This window comes from Chryseobacterium shigense (assembly GCF_014207845.1).
GTDB lineage: Bacteria > Bacteroidota > Bacteroidia > Flavobacteriales > Weeksellaceae > Chryseobacterium > Chryseobacterium shigense_A.
On the sequence record NZ_JACHLC010000003.1, the window covers coordinates 1 to 21171 of the forward strand.

General features: G+C 36.0%; 19 protein-coding genes. 9 read left to right on the forward strand and 10 right to left on the reverse strand.

Going from position 1 to position 21171, the window contains the following annotated elements:
* Positions 1 to 90: 90 nt before the first annotated feature.
* Positions 91 to 381, reverse strand: coding sequence for a hypothetical protein (locus HNP36_RS12815; RefSeq protein WP_184429272.1), 291 nt, complete (start codon positions 379 to 381; stop codon positions 91 to 93).
* 74 nt (positions 382 to 455) lie between these two features.
* A complete protein-coding gene (locus tag HNP36_RS12820; RefSeq protein WP_184429274.1) occupies positions 456 to 611 on the reverse strand; it encodes a hypothetical protein in 156 nt (51 codons plus the stop codon).
* Positions 612 to 1477: 866 nt separating this feature from the next.
* On the opposite strand from HNP36_RS12820, the gene HNP36_RS12825 reads away from it, so the two are divergent.
* Genes HNP36_RS12825 through HNP36_RS12835 form a run of 3 tightly spaced genes read left to right on the forward strand, consistent with a single transcriptional unit; the run spans position 1478 to position 4081 of the window.
* Positions 1478 to 2338: a hypothetical protein gene (locus HNP36_RS12825; protein WP_184164105.1), complete on the forward strand. Its 861-nt coding sequence runs from the start codon at positions 1478 to 1480 to the stop codon at positions 2336 to 2338.
* A gap of 10 nt (positions 2339 to 2348) precedes the next feature.
* Entirely contained in the window at positions 2349 to 3161 is an 813-nt protein-coding gene (locus HNP36_RS12830) for a hypothetical protein (RefSeq protein WP_184164108.1), read from the forward strand.
* Positions 3162 to 3169: 8 nt separating this feature from the next.
* Positions 3170 to 4081: a hypothetical protein gene (locus tag HNP36_RS12835; RefSeq protein ID WP_184164111.1), complete on the forward strand. Its 912-nt coding sequence runs from the start codon at positions 3170 to 3172 to the stop codon at positions 4079 to 4081.
* Here HNP36_RS12835 and HNP36_RS12840 read toward each other — a convergent pair whose 3' ends face one another.
* From HNP36_RS12840 to HNP36_RS12850, 3 genes are read right to left on the reverse strand one after another with little or no spacing between them, the layout of a single operon-like run.
* A complete protein-coding gene (locus tag HNP36_RS12840; protein ID WP_184164114.1) occupies positions 4082 to 5632 on the reverse strand; it encodes a tetratricopeptide repeat protein in 1551 nt (516 codons plus the stop codon).
* A gap of 6 nt (positions 5633 to 5638) precedes the next feature.
* Positions 5639 to 6250 carry a YdeI/OmpD-associated family protein gene (locus tag HNP36_RS12845; protein WP_184164117.1) on the reverse strand — a complete coding sequence of 204 codons (612 nt, stop codon included), beginning with the start codon at positions 6248 to 6250 and terminating at the stop codon, positions 5639 to 5641.
* Between the two features lie 6 nt (positions 6251 to 6256).
* Entirely contained in the window at positions 6257 to 7390 is a 1134-nt protein-coding gene (locus HNP36_RS12850) for a serine hydrolase domain-containing protein (protein WP_184164120.1), read from the reverse strand.
* A gap of 101 nt (positions 7391 to 7491) precedes the next feature.
* On the opposite strand from HNP36_RS12850, the gene HNP36_RS12855 reads away from it, so the two are divergent.
* Positions 7492 to 8817 carry a M48 family metalloprotease gene (locus HNP36_RS12855; RefSeq protein WP_228456365.1) on the forward strand — a complete coding sequence of 442 codons (1326 nt, stop codon included), beginning with the start codon at positions 7492 to 7494 and terminating at the stop codon, positions 8815 to 8817.
* A 23-nt stretch (positions 8818 to 8840) separates the two neighbouring features.
* Here the strand turns inward: HNP36_RS12855 and HNP36_RS12860 are convergent, their stop codons facing one another.
* From HNP36_RS12860 to HNP36_RS12870, 3 genes are all read right to left on the reverse strand, one after another.
* A complete protein-coding gene (locus HNP36_RS12860) occupies positions 8841 to 10376 on the reverse strand; it encodes a hypothetical protein (RefSeq protein ID WP_184164125.1) in 1536 nt (511 codons plus the stop codon).
* Between the two features lie 43 nt (positions 10377 to 10419).
* On the reverse strand, positions 10420 to 11919 hold the full coding sequence (locus HNP36_RS12865; protein ID WP_184164128.1) for a hypothetical protein: 1500 nt from the start codon (positions 11917 to 11919) through the stop codon (positions 10420 to 10422).
* A 226-nt stretch (positions 11920 to 12145) separates the two neighbouring features.
* Positions 12146 to 13687 (reverse strand): glycine--tRNA ligase, encoded by a 1542-nt coding sequence (locus HNP36_RS12870; protein ID WP_184164131.1) that lies wholly within the window; start codon positions 13685 to 13687, stop codon positions 12146 to 12148.
* A 423-nt stretch (positions 13688 to 14110) separates the two neighbouring features.
* Between HNP36_RS12870 and HNP36_RS12875 the strand changes: the two genes are divergently transcribed.
* Together HNP36_RS12875 and HNP36_RS12880 are read left to right on the forward strand one after the other, a co-directional pair.
* Positions 14111 to 14806 carry a pseudouridine synthase gene (locus HNP36_RS12875; protein ID WP_184164134.1) on the forward strand — a complete coding sequence of 232 codons (696 nt, stop codon included), beginning with the start codon at positions 14111 to 14113 and terminating at the stop codon, positions 14804 to 14806.
* Positions 14807 to 14959: 153 nt separating this feature from the next.
* Positions 14960 to 15997 (forward strand): quinone-dependent dihydroorotate dehydrogenase, encoded by a 1038-nt coding sequence (locus HNP36_RS12880; RefSeq protein WP_184164138.1) that lies wholly within the window; start codon positions 14960 to 14962, stop codon positions 15995 to 15997.
* Positions 15998 to 16027: 30 nt separating this feature from the next.
* On the opposite strand, the gene HNP36_RS12885 is transcribed toward HNP36_RS12880, so the two are convergent.
* Both HNP36_RS12885 and HNP36_RS12890 read right to left on the reverse strand, forming a co-directional pair.
* Positions 16028 to 16915: a hypothetical protein gene (locus HNP36_RS12885; protein ID WP_184164141.1), complete on the reverse strand. Its 888-nt coding sequence runs from the start codon at positions 16913 to 16915 to the stop codon at positions 16028 to 16030.
* A gap of 26 nt (positions 16916 to 16941) precedes the next feature.
* A complete protein-coding gene (locus tag HNP36_RS12890) occupies positions 16942 to 18186 on the reverse strand; it encodes a DUF445 domain-containing protein (protein ID WP_184164144.1) in 1245 nt (414 codons plus the stop codon).
* Positions 18187 to 18419: 233 nt separating this feature from the next.
* On the opposite strand from HNP36_RS12890, the gene msrB reads away from it, so the two are divergent.
* The 3 genes from msrB (at position 18420) to HNP36_RS12905 (ending at position 21119) form a co-directional block, all read left to right on the forward strand.
* Positions 18420 to 18857, forward strand: a complete 438-nt coding sequence (gene msrB / locus HNP36_RS12895) for a peptide-methionine (R)-S-oxide reductase MsrB (RefSeq protein WP_184164147.1) — start codon at positions 18420 to 18422, stop codon at positions 18855 to 18857.
* A 65-nt stretch (positions 18858 to 18922) separates the two neighbouring features.
* Entirely contained in the window at positions 18923 to 20221 is a 1299-nt protein-coding gene (locus HNP36_RS12900; RefSeq protein ID WP_184164150.1) for a Fic family protein, read from the forward strand.
* Positions 20222 to 20363: 142 nt separating this feature from the next.
* Positions 20364 to 21119, forward strand: coding sequence for a murein L,D-transpeptidase catalytic domain family protein (locus tag HNP36_RS12905; protein ID WP_184164153.1), 756 nt, complete (start codon positions 20364 to 20366; stop codon positions 21117 to 21119).
* Positions 21120 to 21171: the final 52 nt, after the last annotated feature.

Genomic DNA, 21171 nt, shown 5'->3' on the forward strand with positions numbered 1-21171 from the left:
AAGGGCCAAAAAGTTATTAACAATTTTAGCCCAAAAATTGAAAAAAAATATCTTAAATTTTGTTAAATACTGTCCTAAGGATGGGGAGTATTATATATAATGATCCTGCTTTTTTCTTACATATGATAAATAAGGCTGGGTTTCCTTTTCCGTACCCAAAACGAGAACAACAAAAGTGTCCGGAAGATCTTCTATTCTGTCTACATACAGATGAAATGCAACATTAGGTATCCCGAAGAAAGATAAAGCATCACAAAAAGACAACAGACTTGGAGAATCGGGGTGAGATTCTATTTGGAATTTTAATTCTTCATCATCAATATCAATATTTTGATCTTTTAAGTATAGCAGTAGTGAATTTATTTCTTTGTTTAATTCCATCTGAAAATTTTAATATTTCAAATAACTAATTAGATAAAAAGAGGTTGATAATATCAACCTCTTACGATGTCAGATTAACAACATCCTCCAAGATAAGTACAGTAAGAACTTTTTCCTGAAGCTGAGCAATAATAAGCCCAGCAGCCGCAATAACCGCAACCGCCTTTGATTGTTCTCATCTCATCTCTCTTCATACTGTTCTTAACAGTACTCAAACTGATTTTTTTCATGATATATATGATTTTTTATTATGCCTACTCTGTTAAGCTTTTCGGCAACCGCTTTGTTTTAACTTATTAGTTTAAGAAATAATTGTTTTAATTATGTATTGTTAAGTATATGTTGTGGATAATAAGATTGTGTAGAAAAATTTCTTAAAACTAATTAAGTCTACAGTTTTGTGAAATAAAATGCGTAGTAGATTTATAAATTTAAAGAGTAGTTTTATAAAAATAATCAGAGTTAATATTTTGATTATTAATATCTTGTATTTTTGTTTTTAGCTTTAATCATTTTCCTTTTTTTTCCATTGTTTTAGAACATAAATCTTGTGTAAATGAAGCCCAGCCCCCTGTTTTATTACTATTCTTTTTACACTTTTCCGGTCTTTCCACAAAAAAAAATGAATTGAAACGAAGGATTTGATAAAAACATGCCTCCAAAAAAAAACTTATAAAAAAGAGTAAAAAGGAAAAACTGTTTCTTATAATTGGTTTAACATTCTTCAGGAAATCCGGAAAAATAAAAAGTACATTTTAAAAACATGAACCGGAAAAATACTTTTAGACGGGAGCATCTTTTCATAGATTATAAAACGTTCTTAAAAAACAAAACATACTTCCTGAAGTCAATTTCAGATTGGAGCAGGGTTTAAAAATTCCTATTGAGTCTATTTTTAAACTAAAAAAATGCACTTTTTTCCGATGCCGGCTACCCGGATTTATTAAAATTCCGAATTTTGATATTGTTTTAAAATTTATAAAGTATACATTTCCAGCTGTTTATACTTTGGTTTCTTTTCTGTGTCTTGTTCAGATAGCCGGCTTCAGTCTATCTTTGTGCAAAGAATTTTCACATTCTAAAAACCACAAATTGCATGAAAAAATTGAACACATTGATGAAAAGTGTAATGGCTGGAGGATGCTTTCTGATGAGTATTGTTAATGCGCAAGTGGGCATTAATACATCAAGCCCTCAAGCCTTGCTGCACACTGACGGAAGTAAAGATAATCCGCTATCAGGAGCCCCGAATGCAGCTCAGGCGGCTAATGATGTGGTGTTTACCGCTACCGGGGAAATTGGACTTGGAATCCTTACTCCCGCAGTAAAAATAGACGCCCGTTCTGCCAATAACCCGGATAATTCTATCGGGATAGGAGAGACTACCCAGACAGCACCTGCAGCAGGTTCGGGAGCCATGAGGTACAATCCGCTGAATGGCGGAAAAATGCAGTATTCAGATGGAGTGGTATGGCAGGATTTTATTTCTTCACCTACAAAAGCTGTCGTAGTAGCTAATCTTCAGGCAAATAATTTTGCGGTTAAAGTTCCCTATCAGACCTCTACCGGAATCTCAGGATGGACTGAAATCTCTGATCCTACTTCTAATTTCATACCCTCAACAGGAACCTTTACAGCACCCAGAACCGGTGTTTACCTGATCTCTTTTACATATGATTTTGTAAGAATTCCTATTGTTTCAGGGTATTTTTCCGAAGCCAGATATGTTGTAAACGGAAGCACTGTCGTTAAAAAATGCGTAAAATCCTTTTCGAATACCTCAAAACAGGCGCAGGTGGCAGGCTCATGCGTTGCAGGAGTTCAGCTTAATAAAGGAGATACCTTTCAGCCGCATATTTACCAGTCGGTGTATAACGGAAGCTTAAGTTTGAGGACGGATACCACCCCCGCAAGCAATGAGTACGGCTTTGTGAATCTTTCCATTGTAGAACAATAACACACTTGATATGAAAAAAAGATTAGCAATTACTTTAATGATAGGCGGAAGTCTGTTTATTAAGGCACAGGTGGGAATCAATACATCTGCTCCCGAGGCCATACTTCATGTGGACGGACAGAAAAATACAGTTCCCTCAACCTCTACCAGTTACTACGATGACGTGGTTATTACTTCTTCAGGAAATATGGGAGTCGGAACAAAATTACCTAAAACAAGATTGGATTTACGGTCTGATGAGCATCTGAATGCCTTAGGTATCGGAGGAACATCACAGACAGCTTCGGCAGCAAAAGCAGGGGCGATGAGGTATAATTCCGGGACACAGGATATGAGCTACTCCAATGGATCTTCCTGGGTTGCACTGGCACATAAAGCTCCCAATGATTTCGTGGATGCTGAAAATTCATCAACACAGAACTTTACCAGCGGAACCCAGGCAACGGTGATTAACTGGACGAAAAAAACAGATGTCAACGGCAGCTTTAATTCGGGAACAGGAGTTTTTGTTGCATCAAAAACCGGGGTATATATTGTTTCTTTCACATTTTCACTGGCTTCAGGAACGATTGCCGATGATTCACGTTATGAAACGCTGATCCAGACGAATTCTACTTCTACAGCAACCAATAAGGTCTTCAAATGTGTGGGAAGCTATCCGGGAACTAATTCACTTTCCAACCGTGTGGCAGGAAGTTGTTCGGGGATTTTTAATCTTAATCAGGGAGATAATATCACGGTAAGTCTGAACCAGGCTTTAGGAACAGCAAAAACACTGGATGCGGCTGGTTCACTGACTTCTCTAAGTATTTTCGGACTATAAAAACAGGAATGATGAAAAAAAGATATTTATTAATAATTTTAGCACTTAGCTTTAATTTTACATTTTCACAAGTCGGAATCAATACTCCAAATCCGATAGGAATTCTTCATACCGATGGCCAGAAGGACAATCCTGTATCAGGAACTACATTTACCCCTGTTCAGCAGAGTAATGATATTCTGATTACAAGTGCGGGAAGAATAGGAGTGGGAACACACAGCCCGGCAGTGAAAGTAGATGCCAGGAACTCCGGAAACGGGGCAATTGGTTTTGGAACTTCTTCACTTACGGCAGCAGCGGCAGATGAAGGGGCGGTGCGCTACAATACCGGGATGGAATATTCCAATGGAAATGAGTGGCTTCCTTTACTTACTGCCCAGCCGGCTGTTAATAAAGTTATTGTGATTGCTTCCAAAACGGATAATACCGTAAAATTGGTTACCCCCTCTGCAACTACCACTACAGGCCTGCAAAACAGAGCGAGTAATTATCTGGTGGGCTGGACGAAGGCTTTTGAAAGCAACTCCGGAAGCAGCTTTAATGCTTCTACAGGAATTTTTACAGCTCCCCGGAACGGAGTGTATGTGGCGACCTTTACTACAGACCTGGCCCCTCTTGCCATTAATTATACGGCAGACCCTTTGAATCCTATTCAGATAGAGGCAATCTGGCAGTTGTATGACAATACAGCCGGGGTACTTGCTGCCAATATTGTAAACACGGTGAAGTGCGTGAATACAATGTCGTCCAACAGTAACGGAAATATTGATGCGGGAAGTAACTGTACGGCTTCTTTTTATATGACTACGGGACAGCGTTTGATGCCATATATCTGGTTCAATTTAAATAGCCTGAATACAACGGGTTTTTCACTGAATAATACGGGAGGATATAATAATCTGACTATTGCAGAACAGTAATCAGGAAATTCCGTCAAGTGCTTTAATGAAAGCGGAAGGATGGATTCCTGTAATTTTTTTAAATTCAAGTGAGAATGCGCTATGGGAAGAATATCCTGTAATTTCCGCAAGGTGATTGATTTTGTATTTACGGTATTGCGGCTCGTTCTTTAGTTTGCCAACAATATAATTAATCCTCAGATGATTAATGTATTGATTAAAATTGAAATTTTTGTGTTTTTTAATGACCGCGGATAAATACTTTGTATTCACATTCAGGGCATTAGATAAATTATAGCGCGAAATATTTTTTTTGTTAAAGTCAAAGTTCTCTTCAAAGGCTCTTAAGCCAGCTAAAATATGTTCTTCTGTTTCAACGGAAATTTTTATATCAGTCGGAATATTGTTATCTGATTGATCTTCAGCCTCAAGGGAATCCTCTTCATAAGCAACCGGAGTAATTCCCTGCTGATAAATTTGTGCTACAGCTTTTTTGTGTTTTTTTCGAAGGCTGAACATATTAAAAATTACCGCTCCTAAAACGAGAAGCAGAATGATACAGGCTGTAATAAGACCTTTGGAGAGGCTGTGGCTTTTAATCAGCTGCCTGTCAAAATTTTCTTCCTTTTTGTTAAGGGTCTGATTGACGGCCATTTTTTGATTATAAGCGATACTGTCCTTTAGTTCAAGATTTTTTAATTTATATTTCTGAACATTCTGGAGATCATTCAGTTTCGTGTAAGCCTCCTCTAGGTTTTTGGTAATTTCTATTTTCTTTTCGGTAAAACCATATTGACTGGCAATTGTTAAAGCCTTCTGATAATATAAAACAGCACTGTCCTGCTTATTCTGTTGTGAGTACGAAAACCCGATATCGTGGAGAATATTGGATTTCAGATAATAATTATCATGCCCGGCCAGTGCAAGAGCTTTCGAAAAAAAAGACTGGGCCTCACCAAACTTCTTAACTTCAGACAGGTTATACCCCAGATTGGTATAGGCAGAAACCAGAAGTTCATTCCGTCTCGGAATATTTTTGATCTGCTGAAATTCACGAATGGCATTTTTAGAATAAGACTCTTTCTGTTGATATTCATTCTGGTTAAGAAGTATCAGGAAAGAATTATAGATCATTCCTTTCAGCTCATGGCCTTCATCTGTATTTTCATTTTTTATTTCCGCCAAACCTTTATTCAGGCTTTGTGAAGCTTCTTTTAACAGTCCCAGTTTGGCATACTGTGTTCCCTGCATTCTGTAGGCGAGGGCCTTTCCGGGAGCATAGTTGTTCTCTGTAGAAATTTTCAGTGCTTTTTCTGCAAAATCAAGAGTTCCTTTTGCATCAGATCTTAAATAACTGTTGAATGATTTTAAATAATAGGCTTTGGCTATATAATTTGGCTGATTTTTCTTCTGTGCAGAATCTATGATGGTGTTCAGGATAATTTCCGAGCTGTCCGGATTTTTAGAAGACAGAGACCGTGCATATTTATACTGTTTCTCAAAATCAAAATGTTGAGAAAATATGAGATTTGAAAAAATAAGTAAGAGAAAGAGTATAATTTTTTTCTCCATCTGTGTTTATTTTTTTTCGTACTTCCAGTTTCTGGATTTTCCTTCGGCTATCCATTCCAAAGACTGTTCCATTCTTTTATTTCTGGTTGCTTCGGTTTTGGCTTCAGTAATCCAGTTGATGTATTCTTTTCTGAAAGACGGGGATTTTTGTTCAAAAACAGACCATGCAGTTTTGTTTTTATTCAAAGCTGCCTGAAAATAGTCAGGAATATCGGTTTCCACTTTGGATGGTGCCGCTTTTTTCATTGTAACGCCCATATCCGTAAGCTCCATAGCTTCCTTAATTGCATTTTTCAGCTGAACTTTTGAGGGCAGATCTTCCATTTTAGTAAGCTTGCCTAAACTGAACATGGAGCTTTCTTCTGCTGTGGTTTCCATTTCCTTCAAAGTCTTCATTTCCCCATGCAGCCAGAACCCGAGGCTGCAATACTGCTTGAATGAAGTAATAGAACAAAGGATTTTTCCTTTATACATGAATGCAGGAAATTTCCACTTAATGGCCTCCTCTGCATCGGGACATGCTTCATGAATTATTTCACGGAGGTAATTTAAAATAGGTTTTGCAAAATCCGGGGATTTTTCAATGTATTCGTCAACTTTTGTATTGTGTTTTTCCATGTTTTTTTACTGAAATAATTGTACGGTCTCATTAACAAGAAATCTTACCTGATCCGGTCTTCCCCTGTCATTTTTAGGATTATTGCTGTAGCTTCCGGTTCTTACAATCACCATATTATGTTCAGGAACCATGATAATGTACTGCCCCTGCAGTCCCAGGAAGTAATAGTGTTTTATTGGGTTATCATGATTAATCCAAAGTCCCGTTCCGTAGATCTCTTCAGATTTTTCTGTAGGTGTCCTCATTTGCTCAATAAAATCTGAACTGAGGATCTGCTTTTCACCTGCTTTTCCGTTATCTAAAAACAATTGTCCCAGTTTTGCATAATCTCTTGCATTGGAGTGGATGCAGCAGTATGTTTTTTCCATTCCGTAATTATCTGTACTCCATGAAGCGTTCTGTTCCATGCCCATTGGAATCCAGAATTTTTCTGATAAATAGCTGGATAACGTCTGGTTCAGCGCTTTTTTTAATGCAAATCCGAGGAGTTGGGTAGATCCGCTCTGGTATTCATACCGGGTTCCCGGTTCTTCTTTAAACTTTCTTGAAAATACTGCCTTGATAAGATTTTTACCATAGTAGGCTTTGGCATTCGGAAGAAAGGGGTTGTTGTAATTTTCATCCCAGTCAAGCCCGGCCTCCATCTGGGCTAAGTTTTTAAGGGTAACATTGCGTCCGAATTCTTTTTCTTTAAATTCAGGATAGAAATCTGAAAATTTTTCATCCATATTCCCGATGATGCCTTCTTCCATCGCTTTTCCCAGTAACATTACGGTTACAGCTTTTGCCATGGAAAAGGAATTAGTCTGGGAAAGTTGGTTATAACCGTCCCAATACTGTTCATGAAGAATTTTCCCGTTTTTTATGACGACAAAAGCGGCGGTTTTGGAATGCTTTAAATTTTCAGTTACATTTTCAGGCAGTTCTTTATGGTTATATTCAGGATCTTCTGTCCACAATACCGGCTCCTCCGTAGCGATGAGGTTTCCCGGGAACAGCTTTCCGTCGTCAATATAAGCGCTGGATTTTCCTTTGAGATATGTTTTGGAGATTCCGCTGAATAAATAATCGTATCCCAAAAGATAAACTGCAGCTACCCCCACGGCTGCTCCGCCTATTACATATTTTAATGCCTTCATATGGTCATGAATATCAGTCCTAAACAAATTTAAAATAATTTTGACAAGAAAATAAAAAAGGAATGGTAAATAAACTATTTTTGCGATAAATGATGAAAAATATGACCAGAAAACTTATTGTATTCGTGTTTTTCATTTTTTCAGTGACGGGAATAGCCCAGACCTATAAAATGATCGACACCGCAGACTATTTGCAGAGGAAAGAATTTTTAAAGAGTTTTACCGGAAATAATGAGGTTTTTATTAAAAAATTAAAATCGCAGTATTCCGGAAAGACAGGCTCAGAGCTGTCTAAAATTTATAAAGAATTCGGAACTGATTTTGAAAAGCAGGTAAAAAACAAGGATTTTATTTTCAAATCTGAATTTGAAACTGAGATAAAAAGCCTGATCCAGCGTCTCAAAAAAAATAACCCGAACATCCCTCAGGATCTGAAAATTTTAGTGGCAAGAGATAATACTCCAAATGCTTACTGCCTTGCAGACGGAACTTTTGTGATTAATATGGGGTTATACAACTGGCTTAACAACGAAGACCAGATTGCAGCGGTAATTACCCATGAGTTGGGACATAAGATTGATGAACATTCGCTTAAAACATTTTTAAGCATCATTGAGCAGGACCAGCTGGATAAAATAACAGTTCATAATCTGAAGGAAATAACGGTAAAAAGAAGCCAGAGCCAGAACCAGAAAGCATTTGATATTCTTAAAAACCGTGCCTATAAAAAAGGAGTGGAGAGAAGAAAGCAGGAAATGCAGGCAGATTCGCTGGGCTATGTGATTTTTAAGAACAGTGATTTCAGGAAAGTTGAATACGTAAATGCTCTTCAACGCCTGCAGGATTTTGATACTATTTCTCCCCGTGAATTAAAGGTAACAACCTATAAAAAGCTTTTTGATCTTCCAAAACAGGCTTTTAATGAAAAGTGGATGAAGAAAGAGGATTTTTCTCTGTATAATTATAATTTTTACAAAGAAAAGCTGAATAAAGATTCCCTGGCATCACATCCCGAAATGTCCAGAAGAATTGAAAAGCTCAAAACAGTCTTCGCAGAACTGAAAACACCTGCCGGACCGGAAAAAGCTACCGAAACTTTTACAACATTGAAGAAAATGGCCAGAATGGAAATTTTGCCCAATTATTTTCACTCTGAAGATTACGGACTGGGAATTTATGCATCTATGCAGTTTTTGCAGGACGATGAAGAGGAAAAGTATTATAAAGGCTGGCTGGGGAAATGTTTTGCAAAAATATACGAGGCCCGGAAAAATTATAACCTGAACCGTTATCTTGACAGGATAGAGCCTAAAGATCAAAGTGAGAGTTATCAGCAGTTCCTGAACTTTATGTGGAATTTAAGCCTTGATGATATAAAAAATATAGCAGACTTTTACCAGAACAGCTACCCAATAAAAGAATCCTGATGCATCATCAGGATTCTTATTTTTTAATAGTTCAGTTTTTCTAAACGGATCTTATTGAATTTTTCTTTTTCGTTGTACTCACGGAGGAGGATATAACCTTCTTTTCCAACATATGGTATAACGGTGTAGTTGTCTTTTTCGGAAATGGGAATGATTTCCTGTTTGAAATTCCCGTTAATAACCGTATTGATGAAAAGGTTCCATTTTTTCTGTCGGGTTACTTCATCTTTCTGATAATCGCGGTAGAAGAACACAACATCTTTTCCGCCGTTCAGGTATTGTGAGAAAAGGTAGTCGCTGTTTACCCATTTTGTTTTTTCTTTTTCAAAAACCTTGACATTTTTGATTTTGAAGTCTTTATCGGTATAAATATAAACTAAATCCGTAGTTTTGGGAGCATTGTACTGGCCGGCCGGTTTGTATTTTTCGGTAAGGATGCCCACGCTGCCGTCACTCATAAAATACATATCTTTGGTCTGAAGGTAATATCCGCTTTCTACATACCCATGACCGTCAATTTTAGGAAGGTAACCTGCAAAATCGGGTTTATAGTTAAGTGTCTTGGTATCAATGGAAAAATCTGATTTATTAACCATTAACCTTGCAAATCCTATATCATAGTTATTGCTTCCGTAGTTTCTGCCTGTTAATACTATTTTATCATCAAATGTCTTATCGTTGTCAAGGCTGTTGCCATATCCGGAAGTAAAGCTGTCGATGAGGTCAATAGTTGTATCAGGAAGTCCTGTGATGGGTTTGTTGGCAGCGTCTTTTCCTGTTTTCATGTCAATCACAACAAGGCTGAAAGCTTTTTTGTCATCGTCCACTTTTTTCATGATACAGTACATATAATTTTCATCCCTTTCCAGAACGGATAATGTGGAGAATACTTTTTTGTTTCCTTCCGTATTATATTTATACCTCCAAAGCTCCTTTTTATTATCATCGAATTTAATGATGCTGTTGCTGTTTATATATTTTCCATAATCTTTGTATTCTATGGCAAAATAGCCGCCTTCCTTTACTTCTCCTACGGCAGAAACATAATTATAGCCTTTCTCTTTTTTTTCTTCACGGTTTTCCTTGCGTTGTGCTTTCCAGTTTTTAGGTTCATTGATCTCCTTGAATGTACCATCTTCAAGATAATCATAATAAACTTTTCTTTTGATGGTATTGGTTTTCGGATCTATTACCATAGAAACGGGTGTGAAAATTTCCCTGCTTTTTACCAGGGAATAATCCATCATCGAAGGTTTTAAAATAATTTGTCCTTTAAAATCTACATAACCGAGGTAAGATCCGGCTGTAATATCTCCTTCAAACTCTTTGTTGGCAACAGGGTTGAGGTTTTTATCCAGGATCACATATTCGAACTTCTTGGTTTTGTCACCGGTTTTCCCGTAAGAATAAAGGGATACATACCCATAAAGGTTATCTTTATCATCGAACAGGGCATTCATTCCCACATGTTCACCGGCAGCAAGGGTTGTAAGGTCCTGGGTCTGGGAATAGGACAAAGTCTGGAATAATCCAAAGAGCAGAAAATATATTTTTTTCATGATTATTTTTTTTGCTGAAAATAATAAATTAATTTGAACGATATTAATAATTCAGTCTTTCCAGGCGTATTTTATTGAATTTTTCTTTTTCATTGAATTCCTGAAGGAGAATATATCCTTCTTTTGCCATATAAGGAATTGTAATATTGTTCTCTGAAGTCATTGGCAGTACTTCCTGTTTCCATTGTCCGTTGATAAAAGTATTGATAAAGAGATTCCACTTTTTTTCCCTGTTTTTCCTTTCTGTATCGGCATAGAAAAATACCATATCGTTTTTATCATTCAGGTACTGTGAAAAAAGATAGCTGCTGTTTTTCTGGGTAGGATAAACTTTAAGGTTTTTCAGTTTCATCATCGGATCAAACTGCATCATGATGATATCTGAAACCGCATTATTTTTCCTGCTTATTTTCTGAAAAATGGCAACAATATCATTATTCTTTAAAAAGCTTACGGATTTTATATCAATGTCTTTAGAGTCAAACGGCTCCTTAAGCTCTTCAATATCTTTATGACTGCTGTACACATCATCGAGAAGGTGAATTTCATTAAATGAAAGCTGGCTGGTACTTTTATCATAAATAAGCTTTACAAACCCTTCATTATAAAAATTAAGCGGGCCTCCGGAATATCTCAGCAATGACGTCAGTTTATCGTTTGTATTGTATTTGCCGTTTATTGCCCCGTCTACAGAGTTAAGGGTAATATAGAGATTTCTTTCATAAGGAAACGGAAGTACGGAAATTACCTTGCCTGTTTTCAGATCGAATACCATAAAATTATACTCCACAGAATCTTTCTGATATTTATACACTTTGGCAATCAGAATATCATTGTCAAAATTTACCACCTTGAAGTTAACGGAATTGTATTTATTATCCTGATCAAAGAATTTATAATCCCATACTTTTTCATTTTTGTCATTGAAGAATTTCAGGGAAATGTCTTTAAACAAAGGCCTGTCGTATTTGTATTCAAAAATAAGCGTATGGTTATTATTAAGCCCTATGACTTCAGAGGTTAGCTGATACCCGGCAGTTTTCTTTAGATTCCTGTTGTCGTCTTTTCGTTCTCCATTTGTTTTGGAAACAGATACCGGAGTAAGATTGGTTCCGTCATACTGAAGGTTATCTTTCTTTTTGATCTGGTAATCATTAAGACTGATAATAAAATCTGAAGGAGTATAAAATGAAGTGTCAAAAGCATAATCATATGCATTGAAGGAAGGGGTAATGACTAACTGCTTTTCCGGGTTGATATAAGAATAATATTCGATAGCCGTTTCATCACTTTCAAAATTTCCGGTGGAAAGAGAATTGAGATTTTTATCAAAAATGATGTACTCTAATTTGTTCTTCTTTTTGTTGTTTTCCGTTTTCCCTAAATCATAAAGTGCAAAATAACCGAAAAGGTTTTTATCATTGTCTAAAATAGATTTTAGTCCTAAATATTTCCCGGTAGCTAAAGTAGCCAGATTCTGGGTTTGAGAAAAAAGTAAAGTCTGTACCAGACCAAACATTAGCAGGAATAATTTTTTCATCATGGGTGTTTTTTGCAAAAGTAATAAATTAAGATATACACTGGAAATATTTCATTTTCCCTGTAAAAACTCAAGTAAAAAAATATAATAATTCTTAAGCACTAAAAGAAATCTGCTTTATCTGCTAAATCTGCGAGAGAATTTTAACGCTCACAGATTTAGCAGATTTAGCAGATGTTTGTGTTATATAATTACAAATTAAAAAAGCCCCAGATATTGGGGCTTTAATTTATATTTTAGAAAGTAAATTTCTGAAATTCGTTTTCTCATCAATGATCCTTCTTAATTCAGAAACGGGAACTCTTTCCTGCTGCATCGTGTCTCTGTCTCTTATGGTCACCGTATGATCGGTTAAAGAGTCGTGATCGATGGTGATACAGTATGGAGTACCGATTGCATCCTGTCTTCTGTAACGTTTTCCGATGGCGTCTTTTTCCTCATAGAATAAGTTGAAATCATATTTCAAATCATTGAAAATTTTCTCTGCATATTCTGCTAACCCGTCTTTTTTCATTAACGGAAGGATTGCCGCTTTAATTGGTGCTAATGCAGGAGGTAAAGACAATACTGTTCTTTCTGAACCGTCTTCCAGCACTTCATCTTTAAGACAGTGTGAGAAGATAGAAAGGAATAATCTGTCTAAACCTACAGATGTTTCCACCACATAAGGCACATAGTTTTCGTTTCTTTCAGGATCGAAAAACTGAAGCTTTCTTCCAGAATATTCTTCATGAGCTTTTAAATCGAAATCCGTTCTGGAGTGAATACCTTCCAATTCTTTAAATCCAAATGGGAAATTGAATTCAATATCAGCTGCGGCATTCGCATAATGAGCCAGCTTTTCATGATCGTGGAATCTGTAGTTTTCATTACCTAATCCAAGAGCAAGGTGCCAGTTCAGACGTTTTTGCTTCCAGTTTTCGTAGAATTCAAGTTCAGTTCCCGGAGCTACAAAAAACTGCATTTCCATCTGTTCAAATTCGCGCATTCTGAAGATAAACTGTCTGGCAACAATCTCATTTCTGAATGCTTTACCAATTTGTGCAATACCAAAAGGAAGTTTATGACGTGAAGTTTTCTGTACGTTCAAAAAGTTAACGAAGATACCCTGAGCTGTTTCCGGTCTCAGGTAAAGGTCCATTGCAGAATCTGCGGAAGCACCTAATTTAGTACCGAACATCAGGTTGAACTGTCTTACTTCCGTCCAGTTTTTAGAACCTGTATCAGGATCAGCAATTTCCAGCTCTTCAATTAAAGCTTTTACATCGGCAAGGTCTTCATTTTCAAGGGATTTTGCCAGTCTTGAAAGGATAGCTTCTCTTTTTGCCCTGTATTCAAGGATTTTTGGGTTGGTTGCTTCAAACTGAGCCTTATCAAAAGAATCTCCGAATCTTTTCGCTGCCTTTTCAATTTCCTTGTTCTCTTTATCTTCAATTTTAGCGCAGTAATCTTCCACCAAAACATCTGCTCTGAAACGTTTTTTAGAATCCTTATTATCAATCAATGGATCGTTGAAAGCGTCTACGTGGCCCGATGCCTTCCATGTGGTAGGATGCATAAGGATCGCCGAATCTATACCCACAATATTTTCGTTAAGCTGTACCATAGCTTTCCACCAATACTGTTTGATATTGTTTTTTAATTCGGCGCCGTTCTGTCCATAGTCATAAACAGCGGATAAACCGTCATAGATCTCACTGGATGGGAAAATAAAACCATATTCTTTAGCGTGAGAAATCACTTTCTTGAAAACATCTTCTTGCTTTGCCATAATTTTTTTACGTCTGATGTGCAAAAATAATGTTTTTTATTGGGAATTAATATCTGTAAGATCCTACATTGGATATTGTCATCAAAAAACATCCCCCTATACCGATGATAAATAAAATTCCTGCAATAATGAACAGTAATATTTTTGCCGTTTTATATTGTTTTAATCTTATAAAAAAGATGTTGGTTACTGCTATAATAACAGAAATAATGATCAATGTTACAAAAAAACCAAAATAATCTACCATAGCTTTTTTATTAAGTAAAAAATAAGATATTCAGGATCAGTTTTTAATATGTTCCTTTACAAATCTAACGAATTTAATGAAAGACGAACGGATCTCTGGGAATAAATTTTCATGGATCGGCAATCCATTGTACTGCAATCAGAGCCGGATCAATCAAAAATCTCTACTTTTGTCCCATGTTAGAAATTCTTTATCGCGACGAGCATCTTATCGCCATCAATAAACCCAGCGGATTACTGGTTCATAAATCCTTTTATGCGGGAGAGGCAGATACTTACGCGATTCAGGAGTTGAGAAAGCAGATCGGGCAAAAAGTTTATCCGGTGCATCGTCTTGACCGAAAAACTTCGGGTGTTTTGCTGTTTACCTTAGATAAGGAAACGCTTAGAATTATGAGCGATCGTTTTGCGGGCAGAGAAGTGGAAAAAAAGTATATCGCTATTCTCCGTGGCTGGACGAAAGATGAAGAAACTATTGATTATGATTTAATTAATGAAAATGAAGTCAGGCAGAATGCAGTCACTTATTATCGCCGTTTGCAGACTTCGGAAATAGATTTGCCCTTTTTAAAGCATCAGACTTCCAGATATTGTTTAGTGGAAGCTATTCCAGAAACGGGACGGTTTCACCAGTTGAGAAAGCATTTTAAACATATTTTACACCCAATTTTAGGCTGTCGAAAACATGGTTGCAATAAGCAGAATAAATTATGGCTTCAAACATTTGGTATCAATAAAATGACGCTTCATGCCCATCAATTGATTTTTAATCATCCTTTTTCTAACGAAAGAATTACGGTAAATGCGACTATAGATGATGAATTTAAAAGGGTAGGAAATATTTTGAATTTAGATTTGAGTTCTTATTCTTAATTTTTTAAATATTCCGCTGAATTTACGGATTCAACTGTTGTTTGTGCTATTCGTGAAAGTATTTGTGAAATTTGTGTTTACATATTAAAATAACTATCACACATCAACAAGCCATTAATTTTAAAATGAGTATTTTTGTAAAACTTTTTTTCAATGTACAAATCGCTCATTCGTCCGGTCCTTTTCAAATTTGATCCCGAAGAAGTTCATCACTTTACTTTTTCGGTGCTTAAAAATTTTGGATTTCTCACCAAATTATTTTTCCCAAAACCCGTTGAAGATAAACGTCTGGAAAGAGAAGTTTTCGGTCTGAAATTTAAAAATCCTGTAGGACTGGCGGCCGGTTTTGATAAAAATGCAGTTTTATTTAATGAATTGGGAGATTTAGGCTTCGGATTTGTAGAAATTGGAACGGTAACACCAAAAGCCCAGGCGGGAAATCCTAAAAAAAGACTGTTCCGTTTAATTGAAGACGGAGGAATCATCAACAGAATGGGCTTTAACAACGATGGTCTTGAAGCTGCCATTGAAAAACTGAAAGGCAATAAAGGAAAAATAATTATCGGTGGAAACATCGGAAAAAATACGGACACCACACCGGAAAATTACACACAGGATTATCTGGATTGTTTTGAAGGCCTGCATCCTTATGTAGATTACTTTGTACTCAATGTAAGTTGTCCCAATGTAGGAAGCCACGCCAAACTGGAAGATGTGGAATACCTTCGGGAATTAATTACTGAAGTTAAGAAAATCAACCAGTCAAAATCTGTACAGAAACCAATTTTACTGAAAATAGCTCCGGATTTGAATAACAATCAGTTAGATGAAATTATTGAACTGATTGCAGAAACAAAAATTGACGGTATCGTAGTTTCCAATACTTCTGTCAACAGAGAGGGATTGAAAACTTCCCCTGAAGTTTTAGCAGAAATCGGAAATGGCGGTTTAAGCGGGAAGCCAATTCGCGAGAGAAGTACGAAAATGATTAAATATCTTTCTGAAAAAAGTAACAGAACATTCCCAATCATCGGAGTAGGAGGAATTCATTCTGCAAAAGATGCCATTGAAAAACTGGACGCGGGAGCAAGTCTGGTACAGCTTTACACAGGGTTTATTTATGAAGGCCCGGAACTGATCAATGAAATCAATAAAGAACTTTTAAAAAGAGCAACCAGATTGCCAAGATAAAATATAAAGAGAGTTGAAAAGCTCTCTTTTTTATTTTGATTTTACAACAGATGCATTTTTTACATCCACTGTAAGGGTATAAGCCGGGGAAGTGGTTGTTTTATTGATCTTATATTTTAGTATTTTCCGGTCTTTGGATTTTGTTTCTGTTGTATCATAGATGTTTTCCAGGCAGCTTTCAGTGAGAAATTCTTCATAGCTTTTATAATTCCAGTCTTTTGTGAAGTATAAAATTCTGTAGCCTTTTTCGCCCTCACTGGCCCCGCATCTTCCACAGGCGTTAAAGTTTGAGGAATGTTCAAAATACAGCAAGACCCGGTTTCCATTTTCTCCGGAAGCATAGGATATCAGATGATTTCCGCCATGTTTATTGATAAAATCAAATGTGTTGATCTTTTTGTTGCTGGGCAGTATCAGGTAATTGTTATAACGGTAGATCATATTATTACCTGTGAATAGTTGGGCAGGCTGAACCTTCTGATTAAGATAAAAACTTCCCGAAATAACATTTTCTTTGGGATTATCCTGCTCAAATACAATATATTCCTTAGGAGATAATGCCGTTGCAATTTCGGCTGTTTTTTCCACTTTCTGAGGAGACGTGATCCGTTCTTTCAGCAGTTCAGAATTTTGTTTTTGCCTGTTTCCGAAATGGTATAGAGAAAGTTTTCCGTAATCATAAATACCGGTAAGGGGTATTTTTTTCTGATATTTATCATAATAATACCAGCCGTCAACAAAATACTGATACAGGCTGCAATCTGCAATACCAGCGAAATGAAGCTGCATAGTAATGGGAGCTCCTGCGATTTCACCTTTGAAGACCTGCGAAGAATCAGTCATTTCCTTAAGTTCAACTTTCTGACAGAGAAAAAATGTTAAGCTTAAGGAAAACAGTAAAGTAAAGATTTTTTTCATGGTTAGGGTATAGTTTTTTTAGTTTTTCAGAGGAAGAAATGGGCAATGGTGTAAATAACAAGGCCTACCAATCCGCCAACTAAGGTTCCGTTTACCCGTATAAACTGTAAATCTTTCCCAACTTCCAGCTCCAGCTTCTCACTCAGCTCTTTACCCTGCCAGTTTCCTACCGTAGAACTGATGAGGTTCCCGAACTGGTGCGTGTTTTTAAGAATATATTTGTAGGCAGTTACCCTTACCCAATGGTCAATTTTATTCTGAAGATTTTCGTCTGTTTTTAAATTTTCCGAAAATTCGCTCAGGTTTTTCGTGAGATAGTTCTTTAAAGAAGACTGCTCATCCTGTAATTCCTTCATCAGGGTATTCTTAATGGAAGTCCAGATATCACGGGAATATTCATCCAGCTTATCACTTTTTAAAAGCCCGTTTTTAATGCTTTTGAATTCTTCATCCCATTTCGGGTCTTCCTTCAGGTCTGTAGAAAATTCCTGAATCTTCTGCGTAACCAGATTTCGGATTTCATGCTCCGGACCTTCTTCAATTTCCTTAAAAAAATCAGAAAGTCCACTGGCAATTTTATCGGCAATCTTATTATCAACAAATGAAGGAATAAATGAATAGCTTCCTTTCTGAACACGGTCTTTGATCATTTCATCATTTTCGATAATATAGTCTTTGATCTGCCGGGAAAGATTGGTGACAATTCTCTGGTGGTCATTTTTTTCCAGAATATAGCTGATGCCGTTTCCGACTACTTTATTAAGTTTGATGTCATCTGTCATTTCAGAAACCTTCTTGCTGATGAATTGGCTCACGGCAGTATCATCAAGCTTATTAAGGATATCCAAAACAATATCGGATAAATTTCTGATCAAAATATCCTGGTTTTTTTCCTTATCCAGCCATTCACCTACAAAATTTGAGATTTTAAGCTTCTGAATATATGGCCGTATATTCTGTGGAGAAAGAAAATTACTCACCACAAAGCTGCCTAGATTATCACCAAGCCGCTGCTTACTGTTTTCAATAAGATTCGTATGTGGAATAGGAAGGCCAAGCGGATGCCGGAATAAGGCAGTCACAGCGAACCAGTCTGCCAAAGCACCCACCATAGCAGCTTCGGAAAAAGCTCTTACATAACCAACCCAGTGAGAAGGATTCGATTTCTGAAGTAGAGTAGTGGCGATAAAAATAACGGCCATCAGGACAAATAATCCGGTGGCGAACATTTTATATTTTCTCAGCTGTTTTCTTTTTGCTTCATCATTCATATTCTCAAATTTACTAAATTTGGTTGTGAACTTATGATTTATTCTAACCACAAAAGTCACAAAAGGTTTAAATACCTAAGTTTATTAAAATCTTTGATTTTCTCCTTTTATCAAACTTATAATTTTCAAAGTGGTGAACTTTTTAAGCTAAAGTGCTTTAAAGTGTCAAAAAACTTTTGTGACTTTTGTGGTTTTTATTTTTTATATATTATCAAAATACTTAAAATAATTCTATGGAAAACCAAGCAAAAAACAATCCATACTATTCCAGAACGAACACTACGAAATTGGATATTCCCAATGAAGAGTGGAAAAAGATCCTTGCTCCCGATTTATATGCCATTGCCAGGGAAGCTGCTACGGAAAGAGCTTTTACCGGCAAATACAATGAATTCGATGAAATCGGAGATTATTATTGTGCGGTTTGTGGGAATCGTCTCTTCCGTTCCACTTCAAAATTCTCAAGCAGCTGCGGATGGCCAAGTTTTTTTGAGGCAAATAAAGAAGGCGTATATTATAAGAGAGATATTACTTATGGAATGGAAAGGGTAGAGGTGCTTTGCAAACGTTGCGATTCCCATCTCGGCCATGTTTTTGATGATGGTCCAAAGCCCACGGGATTACGTTATTGTATGAATTCTATAAGCCTGGAATTTATTGTATATATGTAAAAATTGCGAGATTCTATTTAAATCTCGCAGTTTTTACATATATTTGGTACACTAATGATTAAGTTATGGTAGAGAAAACTCCGCAATATATAGAAGATGATGAAACCCTAAAGTTATCTATTAAAATTAGGCTTTCCGGCGAAATGAAGAAAATAGATGATGATTATTTATATTGGGATAAGGTTAAATATTTATCAAAAGAAACTGACCCTAAAAAGTATTGGAATGCTATAAAATTTTATCGTAATCTTAGAACAAATAAAATAAAATTTGGAAAATATTATTTTAAATACTTCATGACGGAATATATTCAAAAGTCATTGCATTTATTTGATTTAAATATAGGGGGCAATTTGGGGAGTAATATTGGTATTGCAGAAACAGATAAAAATAAGTTTGTTATTAGTTCTATTATGGAAGAAGCTATTGCAAGTAGTCAAATGGAAGGAGCTAATACAACTAGAAGAAAAGCAAAAGAGATTATTCAAAAAGAACTCAAACCAAAGACAAAATCTGAGCAAATGATTGTAAATAATTTTATAACTATGCGTCATATTGTTCAGAATAAAAACTTAGATCTAACAGTTGAAGACTTACTTATAGTTCATCAATTGATTACTAATGATACTCTTGAAAACGAAGAGGAAGAAGGAAATTTCAGAAGAAATGATGAAATTTTTGTAGCCAATTTTTCAAATGGAGATATTGTTCATATTCCCCCTGACCACAAGGAAATTAATGAATTAATTGCTGATTTATGCATATTTTTTAACAGTGAAGGAGAAGATTTTATACATCCGATTATTAAAGGTATTATTATCCATTTTATGATTGGCTGGATCCATCCATTTAGTGATGGTAATGGAAGAACAGCACGTTCAATTTTTTATTGGTACATGTTGAAAAGAGGCTATTGGCTTACAGAATATCTTTCAATATCTAGAATTATAAAAGATACAAAAAATCAGTATGAGAAAGCTTATTTATATACAGAAAATGATGAAAATGACCTGACCTATTTCATCAATTACAATATTAAGACTATGGATAAAGCTTTTATTGCTTTAAAAAACTATATAGGAGAGAAGCAAAGAGAAGCTATTCAGGCATCAAAATTTTTAAGAATTCCAAATGTAAATGAAAGACAGGCTCAAATTCTTAAAATTCTTAATGAAGACTCGGATAGGATTTTAAACGTTAAAGAAATAGAAAACCGGTTTAAAATTTCAAGTTTCACAGCAAGACAAGACCTGAATGGCTTAACAGAATTGGGGTTTCTTCAAATTATAAAAGTGAATAAAATTAAGAATAACTATGTAAAATCAAATTCATTTGATAGGATTTTAAATTCTTATTTTTTGTAAAAATTGCGAGATTATACCTTTATCTCGCAATTTTTACAAGGTTAAAGTTTCTTAAATTCAGTTAAACTTTGTAGACTTATAAGTGTCTGGTAATTATGTTTTTATAATTTTGCCTCACTAATTTGGATTTTAATAGTATTGAATGAAAGGATTTTATAGTGTATTAGGCCTGATATATATGGTCACGACTTCATTCTATCTTTCGCCGGGAAAGGCATCAAAGATTGAGAATGCAAACACAACAAAAATTGAAAAAGTAGCAGACACGAAATCTGGAAAGACAGCTGGATCAGCATCTTTATCAGAAGAATTGTACAAATCAATTCAATTTGACCCTGAACATGAACTGAATTACGAAGTTTTCGCAAAAGCATTAACAGGTTTTGAAAATTTGAAAAAAGCAGGATTGCTGAACCAGGATTCGCATTTATTAACTATCTGCGATTTTTCTATGTCTTCAAATACCAAAAGACTTTGGGTGATTGATACCAACGAGAAAAAAGTACTGTTCAATTCACTGGTAGCACACGGTAAAAATACAGGCGAAGAATTTGCGACGAATTTTTCTAACACGGAAAGTTCGCTGCAGAGCAGCTTAGGATTTTATATCACGGACGCCACTTACCAGGGAGACAACGGATATTCTTTGAAATTGCTGGGAATGGATAAAGGATATAATGATGCGGCATACAGAAGGGCTATCGTTATGCATGGAGCTGATTATGTAAGCGATGATTTTGCGTCAATGCACAAAAGAATCGGAAGAAGCTGGGGATGTCCCGCAGTACCGAGAGCCTTAACGCAGCCCATCATCAATACGATCAAAGGTAGAAATTGCCTTTTCATCTATTATCCCGATCAGAAGTATCTTTCTTCCTCGGAATGGTTAAAAGCGTAAAACACAAAAGCTGTCAGATTTGACTGCTTTTTTATTATAAAGGAACAAGATA